The sequence below is a fragment of the Hydrocoleum sp. CS-953 genome, assembly GCF_002260545.1.
Lineage (GTDB): Bacteria > Cyanobacteriota > Cyanobacteriia > Cyanobacteriales > Microcoleaceae > Trichodesmium.
The window spans coordinates 1-7,903 of record NZ_LGSU01001204.1 but is presented as its reverse complement, the minus strand read 5'-3'; the positions used below and the strand labels follow the sequence as shown (position 1 = coordinate 7,903).

At 35.2% G+C, this 7,903-nt stretch carries 6 protein-coding genes; 5 read left to right on the top strand and 1 reads right to left on the bottom strand.

Annotation, left to right across the window (positions count from 1 at the left end):
• Nucleotides 1–266: 266 nt before the first annotated feature.
• A complete protein-coding gene (rsmH, locus tag AFK68_RS19940) occupies nt 267–1,118 on the bottom strand; it encodes a 16S rRNA (cytosine(1402)-N(4))-methyltransferase RsmH (protein ID WP_094673736.1) in 852 nt (283 codons plus the stop codon).
• 993 nt (nt 1,119–2,111) lie between these two features.
• Here rsmH and AFK68_RS19935 point away from each other — a divergent pair.
• The 5 genes from AFK68_RS19935 (at nt 2,112) to AFK68_RS35295 (ending at nt 7,871) form a co-directional block, all read left to right on the top strand.
• Nucleotides 2,112–3,296, top strand: a complete 1,185-nt coding sequence (locus AFK68_RS19935; protein WP_094674460.1) for an NAD(P)H-quinone oxidoreductase subunit H — start codon at nt 2,112–2,114, stop codon at nt 3,294–3,296.
• An 822-nt stretch (nt 3,297–4,118) separates the two neighbouring features.
• Complete coding sequence (locus AFK68_RS19930; protein WP_094674458.1) at nt 4,119–5,213, top strand: protein kinase; 1,095 nt, start codon at nt 4,119–4,121, stop codon at nt 5,211–5,213.
• A gap of 8 nt (nt 5,214–5,221) precedes the next feature.
• Nucleotides 5,222–6,733 carry a GUN4 domain-containing protein gene (locus tag AFK68_RS19925; protein WP_094674456.1) on the top strand — a complete coding sequence of 504 codons (1,512 nt, stop codon included), beginning with the start codon at nt 5,222–5,224 and terminating at the stop codon, nt 6,731–6,733.
• A gap of 273 nt (nt 6,734–7,006) precedes the next feature.
• A complete protein-coding gene (mddA, locus tag AFK68_RS19920; protein WP_094674454.1) occupies nt 7,007–7,729 on the top strand; it encodes a methanethiol S-methyltransferase in 723 nt (240 codons plus the stop codon).
• Nucleotides 7,671–7,871: a calcium-binding protein gene (locus AFK68_RS35295; protein WP_143438063.1), complete on the top strand. Its 201-nt coding sequence runs from the start codon at nt 7,671–7,673 to the stop codon at nt 7,869–7,871. Before mddA ends, AFK68_RS35295 begins: the two co-directional genes overlap by 59 nt.
• The last annotated feature ends 32 nt before the right edge of the window (nt 7,872–7,903 follow it).

Below are 7,903 nucleotides of genomic sequence, written 5' to 3'. Positions count from 1 at the left end.
AAATAATATAGTGGCTGTAAAATTTGATAAATTTGGTCATCACTTGTTCCGGTCATTAGCTTTATGTAAGGAACTAAATTTGAGTTATTTAATGACTTTACATAAAATTGTAATCTTTAATCAATGTAGTTTTGAGCATCGGTTTGATTATTTCAATCCTATCTATACTTGGAAATAATGTTGATTATCAGCAATATAGATAAAGTACGATTTAGCAATTCAGTTTTTTTATATATATTATTTTGTGTAAATTCCCTGATATATACCTAGCTCAACTTTTCTGCCAATCTTAGTTTAGCAGAACGTGCTCGTGGATTCGTTGATATTTCATTATCTTGAGGCTGGATGGGTTTTTTTGTCAACACCTGTAAAACGGATGAGTCTCTAAAACCATGTTTAACTAAACGGTCTTCTAAACTATGAAAGCTAATAATTCCGATTCTACCCTTAGTTTTTAGCCAGTTAGGAGCATTCTTGAGGAAAGTTTCTAGGCTAGAAAGTTCCTGATTTACTTCTATTCTGAGAGCTTGAAAAACACGAGTAGCTGGATGTATTCTACCATAACGGTATTTCCGAGGTACTGAATGGGCGATCGCTTCTGCTAACTCGGTTGTTGTTTCAAAAGGACGACGTTCTACTATTTTTCTAGCAATACGTCTAGATAGACGTTCTTCTCCATAAGTATAAAAAATATTTGCTAACTTGGCTTCTTCCCAGTGATTAACTATTTCGGCTGCTGTTATAGTTTGTTGCTGGTTCATCCGCATATCTAATTGGGCATCATACCGGAAACTAAAGCCACGTTCTGGGGTATCCAACTGTACAGAATTTATACCTAAATCAGCTATTATACCATCAAACTCAAGATTTTTAGGTTGATAATCAGCAAAATTGCCATACCAAAATTGGATGTTAGAGCTGTAATCGGCCAATGAGGTTTTGCAAGAGGCGATCGCTTGTTCGTCTTGGTCAATAGCTACTACTTTAACGTCTGGGGCAGCAGCTAAAATTAACTGAGTATGGCCACCGTATCCCAATGTTGCATCTAAGTACAGACCTCCTGGACGGATTGCTAAACCAGAAATTAATTCATTACTTAGAACTGGTACATGGTTCATTAAGATCAAAAATTAGTATTATATTAGACTTATTGCAAAAGTCAAAGTAACAGAAATTAGGTATTTTTGAGAAATAAACACTACATATTTATAACGTTATATAGCAATCAGGAATGAGATGTGAGAATTTTTATGATAGTTAGTTTTAGCTGAAAACCTTAAAAATTCTGACTCCTGTACGGGCGATTTCCTCCGGAATGGTACGCAAACGCGTAATTAGGAGCATTCTGGCACGGAAATCGCCCCTACGACTCCTGACTCCTAAGTACCACCAAAATCTTACAACTTAAATATGATTGCTATAGTTTTTGAAGACTTTATCTAGTGTTTTTCCCTCAGTCTGAGGTAAAAATCTTTGGTAAATTTTTCCGGGAAATCTCTTATCAATTTTTTATTATCTATTTCTCAGGTAAAAAATATTTGGTAAATTTTTTAGGAAAATATTTTACCAATTTCTCATTTTCTATTTGTGAATTCTATCAGAGGAGAATTGAGGTATTTTTGAGCAACAAACACTACATATCTATAACGTTATAGTTGTTGAACACTCTATCTAGTGTTTTTCCCTCAGTCTGAGGTGAGAAATCTTTGGTAGATTTTGCGGGAAAATATTTTACCAATTTCTCATTTTCTATTTGTAAATTCTATCAGAGGAGAATTGAGGGATTTTTGAGCAATAAACACTACATATCTATAACGTTATAGTTTTTGAACCCTGTATCTAGTGTTTTTCTCTCAGTCTGAGGTGAGAAATCTTTGGTAGATTTTGCGGGACAATATTTTACCAATTTCTCATTTTCTATTTGTAAATTCTATCAGAGGAGAATTGAGGGATTTTTGAGCAATAAACACTACATATCTATAACGTTATAGTTTTTGAACCCTGTATCCAAGTTCTCTGTATCTAAGTTCTTAAGAAGTCTATTATATTGTACCTGGTTCTACTTACCTAGTATTTCTATAATTATCTAAAGTCATCGGAAAATATTCAATATGAGTCAAATTCAAACTAGAACCGAACCCATGGTCATTAACATGGGGCCTCATCATCCCTCAATGCACGGGGTGTTAAGGTTGATTGTCACATTAGATGGAGAAGATGTAGTTGACTGTGAACCTGTAATTGGTTACTTACACAGGGGCATGGAAAAAATTGCCGAGAACCGCACCAATACAATGTTTGTTCCTTACGTTAGTCGTTGGGATTATGCTGCGGGAATGTTTAATGAGGCCGTAACAGTAAATGCTCCGGAACAACTGGCAGATATCGAAGTTCCTAAAAGGGCCAGTTATATCCGGGTAATAATGCTCGAACTAAACCGGATTGCTAATCACTTGTTATGGCTTGGCCCATTCTTGGCGGATGTGGGTGCGCAAACTCCTTTCTTCTATATCTTCCGGGAACGGGAAATGATTTATGACTTGTGGGAAGCAGCCACAGGTTATCGGATGGTGAATAATAATTATTTCCGTATTGGTGGGGTAGCTGCCGACTTGCCTTATGGTTGGGTAGATAAGTGCGAAGATTTTTGTGATTATTTTCTACCAAAAGTTGATGAGTATGAACGTCTGATTACTAATAACCCAATTTTCCGTCGTCGGATTATGGGATTAGGTGTAATTAGTCGGGAAGAGGCGATTAACTGGGGGCTTTCTGGTCCGATGTTACGAGCTTCTGGGGTAAAGTGGGATTTACGCAAAGTTGACCACTATGAATGTTACGACGATTTCGACTGGGAAGTTCACTGGGAGAAAGATGGAGATTGTTTGGCGCGATATCTGGTGCGGATTCGAGAAATGCGGGAGTCGGTTAAGATTATTCGTCAAGCTATAAAAGGACTACCTGGCGGACCTTACGAAAATCTGGAAGCGAAACGGATGGCTGAGGGACCTAAGTCTGAGTGGAATGGTTTTGATTACCAATTTTTAGGTAAGAAAATTCCTCCAACTTTTAAGATTCCTGAAGGTGAGCATTATGTTCGGATTGAAAGTGGTAAGGGAGAGATTGGAATTTACATTATTGGTGATAATAATATTTTTCCTTGGCGTTTTAAGATTCGGGCTGCTGATTTTGTGAATTTACAGGTTTTTCCTCATATTTTACAGGGTGCAAAAGTGGCGGATCTTGTGGCTATTTTGGGTAGCATTGACATTATTATGGGGTCTGTGGATAGGTAAAGCATTCAGCAGTCAGCTATCAGCTATCAGCTATCAGCTATTAACTTATTATCTTGGAAGGAGGAATTAGTCTCCAAGGAAAATTAAAAGTTATGTTTGCATAGCATGACCGAGGAAAAGCTGAATATTTATCAAGAAAATGTTATGAAAAGCCAAAAGTTAGAAAGATTTATTCATTTTCTACTTTTGGCTTTTTTGTTTTTTTTGAAGAAGGAGGAAAAAAGAAGAAAGAAGGAAAGTACATGGGTTTATAGATCGATAACTTATGAGTTTTGATCTTATCTGAATCTTATCCTCTGGCGGGGTGCTTCAGGAAATAAATTTATTATTGCTCTCTAAGCAATAGTCGGAAAATTTCACGACATTATCTACTCTTTTTGGGTGCTTCAGATAATAAATTGATTATTGCTCTATACGCAATAGTTGGAAAATTTCACGACTCATCACCTCTGTCGGAGTGTTTGAGGAAATGAATTAATTATTATTGCTCTATACGCAATAGTCAGAAAATTTCACGACTCATCTACATCTGGCAGGAGCTTCAGAGAATGAATCGATCATTGCTCTATACGCAATAGTTGGAAAATTTCACGACTCATCTACATCTGGCGCGGGTGGGTGCTTCAGAGAATGAATTAATTATTGCTCTCTACGCAATAGTCAGAAAATTTTACTACTCATCAACATCTGGCGCGGGTGGGTGCTTCAGAGAATGAATTAATTATTGCTCTCTACGCAATAGTCAGAAATAATGTTTTTGGGAAGGTTACTTAAAATTCCCTTTACAAAAACAACTTCTGACTTTTAACTTCTAACTTAATTATGGCATGGCTACCAGGAAAAAAACTTTACGGCGATCGCTACATCATTCAAAAAGAATTAGGCAAAGGAGGCTATAGTATCAGCTATATTGCTAAAACCAACAAAGGCGAGCTAGTAGTTATTAAAACTCTGAAAGACGAGATATTTAAAGACAAAAATCTCACAAATTTCCTAGAAAAATATCAGCAAGACTTTCGAGATGAAGGGTTGCGACTTGCTCTTTGTCAACATCCCAATATTGTGCAGATAAAAAATGTTTTTACTGAAGGAAAACATCCCTGCATTGTCATGGAATATGTAGGAGGAGAAAACTTAGAAAAATTAGTCAGACGAAAAGGGAAATTATCAGAAAGTGAGGCATTAATTTACATTCAGCAAATAGGAAAAGCTTTAACAGTAATTCATGCCAAAGGTTTATTACATCGGGATGTTAAACCCCAGAATATTATTGTCCGTAATATTAACAATAACCCCCAAGCAGTTTTGATTGATTTTGGCATTGCCCGTGAATTTATTCCAGACGTTACTTTAACTCAAACTATAGCAGGTTCAAATGGCTTTTCGCCCATCGAACAATATGCCGAAAAAGCAAAACGAGGAGAATTTACCGATATTTATTCTTTAGCAGCAACTCTTTATTATTTACTAACTGCTGAAGTTCCCATTCCCGCACCCGCACGATCAGCAAGAATAGCTCTTAACTCACCACAACAATTTAATCCCAAAATTAGCGACAGATTTCAAGAAACCATTCTTAAAGGTATGGCATTTCATCCGGAAGATCGTCCGCAGTCAGTGGCAAAATGGTTATCTTATTTCAAAGAAGTTAAAAGTCAAAAGTCAACCTCCCCCTTAGCTCAGGAAGAGGAAGTTAAAAGTAGAATTTTATTCAGTGAAAATTCTGATAATAAAATAATTTTCCAAAATTATTTTACATCTGAAAGTTTGGTTAGCTCTTTTAATCAAACAGAAATTGACTATAGGCAACTAGAAAATTTTTTGGCTGCCCAAAAATGGCAAAAAGCAGATGCAGAAACCAGAGAAATAATGCTGAAAATTTTAGGTAAAAAACAGAAATTGACTATAGGCAACTAGAAAATTTTTTGGCTGCCCAAAAATGGCAAAAAGCAGATGCAGAAACCAGAGAAATAATGCTGAAAATTTTAGGTCGAGAAACCAAAGAATGGGGAGCAAAAGCAGAAATAGAAAAATTTCCTTGTAGAGACTTAAAAATTATCGATAAACTTTGGATTAAATATAGTAATGGTAGGTTTGGTTTCAGCGTTCAAAAAGTAATTTGGCAGAATATAGGCGGTAAACCTGATGCTGACTATAAAATTTATATGAAGTTTGTTGAACAGGTGGGATGGCGAGTAAATGAAAACTATTTATCTTGGTTTGATTTGAATTTTAATATTAATGCACCAGTCGGACATTTGCCCTGTGGAGTAGGGCGAGGAATGGTAAATTTTGGTATTGCTTTTTTATCTCGCATACAAACTTGCGGACTTGAGGAACCGAAAAATATTTCTCCTAATATTACTGGCAAAACAGAAATAGACTACTCTCATCTGAGAGATTTTTTAGAAGCTGGAAATTTTCGAGAAGCTGACAAAGAAACTGTCACCTTAATGTTGCAAGTAGTCGACAAAAATAAAGACGAAAAATTGACTCTTTTTGATATAGAAAATTTTCCCTGTTCGGAGCTAGAGAAAATTAATCAACTTTGGCTAGATTATTCTCAGAGTCGTTTTGGTTTTAGCGTGCAAAAATCTATCTATTTTAATGTGGTAAAAAGTATTGAGAAGAGGTTCGGTAAAAATCGTAAATATTACAAAATGATTTGGCAAAATTTTAGTGAAGCTTTGGGATGGCAAGTGGAAGGTCAGGCAAAATATTATAGCGAACTGAATTTTAGTTTAAATGCACCTATAGGTCATTTACCTGTTTCATGGTGTGTGAAATTTAAAGTGGAAAAATTTGGAGTGGGAATATGGAGAGAAACTTTTTTTAATCGTGTGAATAATTGTCTACTTCATTCAGAAAAATTCCATCTTGAGCAGATCAAGAAAAATTCAATAAAAAATAGAATTAAAATTATCCAAGGTGATATTGCTAGACAGGAAGTTGATGCTATTGTTAATTCTACAGACCGCGCTCTTTCTGCTGGTTCAATGGTATCTAATTCTATTCATAAAATTGCTGGAGTAGAACTTAAAGAAGCTTGTCGAAAATTGATTACTTGTGAATATGGAGAAGCGAAAATTACCAGTGGTTATAATTTATCTGCTAAGTGGGTTATTCATACAGTCCCAGCTAGATGGCAAAGTGGAAATTTAGAAGATAAGAATATACTAATAAGATGTTATAGAAATAGTTTAGCTTTAGCAGAAAAATATGCCATTAAAACAATTGCCTTTCCTACTATTGCTACTGGTGCTTTACATTTTCCGGTGGAAGTAGCAGCAAGAATAGCTATAACTGAAGTGATGAAAATTTTCTTAGAAAGTCAATCTATTGAAAAGGTAATTATTGTTTGCTTCAAGATTGAGGTTTATGAAAAATACTTAGAAGTTTTCCGTGAAATTTTCGAGTATAAAATAATAGGAGAGTAGGGAGTAGGGAGTAGGGAGTAAGTAGAGACGCTGGATCAACGTCCGTACAGAATAGGAAATATCGGTCGAAAGATAGGAAAAAAGCAAAGAATATTTACCCCGTCAGTTGTACAATATTAATGAGCGAATCTAGCTCGATCTAATACTAATTCAAAAAAGTTGGCTAAAGTAAGAGTTTAGTAACTAAATTTCTGTTGTTTAAGAGTCTTTAACTAAAGCTGCTTTACTTGTTAAATAATGTCATCAAATTTCTGGAGGTTTCATTAGAAAAAAATGAGTAGAATACTAGCATTTATCTATGGTTTAGTTTGTTATTTAATAGCATTGATAGCTCTTCTGTATAACATTGGTTTTGTGGGCAATTTAATAGTACCAAAAACACTAGATTCTAATTTAGATGGTTCTCTAGTTAAGGGTTTATTAATTGATATTTTATTAATCGGTTTGTTTGCCATTCAACATAGTCTTATGGCACGTCAAAGTTTCAAGAAATGGTGGACAAAAATAATTCCAGAACCTATAGAACGTAGCACTTATGTTTTAATGTCAAGTCTGGCATTACTACTGTTATTTTGGCAATGGCATTCTTTGGGTGGAATTCTTTGGAATATACAAAACCCAATAATTTCTAATATTATTTATGCCATCTATGCCTTGGGATGGTTAATTGTTTTCCTCAGCACTTTTATGATTAACCATTTTGATTTATTTGGCTTGCGACAAGTATATTTATATTGGCTTGGTCAGGAATATGAAGATTTAGAATTTAGAACTCTAGGGTTTTATAAATATATTCGCCATCCAATTATGTTGGGTATTATTATTTCTTTTTGGGCAACTCCATTAATGACAGTTTCTCATCTAGTTTTTGCTATGGGTACAACTATTTATGTGCTAATTGGTATTAAATTAGAAGAGGAGGATATGATTTCTATTTATGGAAATTTATATCAGGAATATCGGCAGCAAGTTTCTATGTTTTCGGAAAGGTTTTGATCTAATAGATGGTGGTGCTGATAACGATACTATTAGTAGTGGCGCTGGAGCAGACACCGTTTTAGGGGGTTCAGAAAACGACTCAATATTCGGAGATACAGGTGATGACTCTCTGGTTGGTGATGATGGAACGATACTATAGATGGTGGTTCAGGTCAAGATGCTATTCTTGGT

What these genes read in the sequence shown, in the direction of transcription:
- rsmH (WP_094673736.1), bottom strand. Translation starts at nt 1,118, where the DNA reads ATGAACCATGTACCAGTTCTAAGTAATGAATTAATTTCTGGTTTAGCA.
- AFK68_RS19935 (WP_094674460.1), top strand. Translation starts at nt 2,112, where the DNA reads ATGAGTCAAATTCAAACTAGAACCGAACCCATGGTCATTAACATGGGG.
- AFK68_RS19930 (WP_094674458.1), top strand. Translation starts at nt 4,119, where the DNA reads ATGGCATGGCTACCAGGAAAAAAACTTTACGGCGATCGCTACATCATT.
- mddA (WP_094674454.1), top strand. Translation starts at nt 7,007, where the DNA reads ATGAGTAGAATACTAGCATTTATCTATGGTTTAGTTTGTTATTTAATA.
- AFK68_RS35295 (WP_143438063.1), top strand. Translation starts at nt 7,671, where the DNA reads ATGGAAATTTATATCAGGAATATCGGCAGCAAGTTTCTATGTTTTCGG.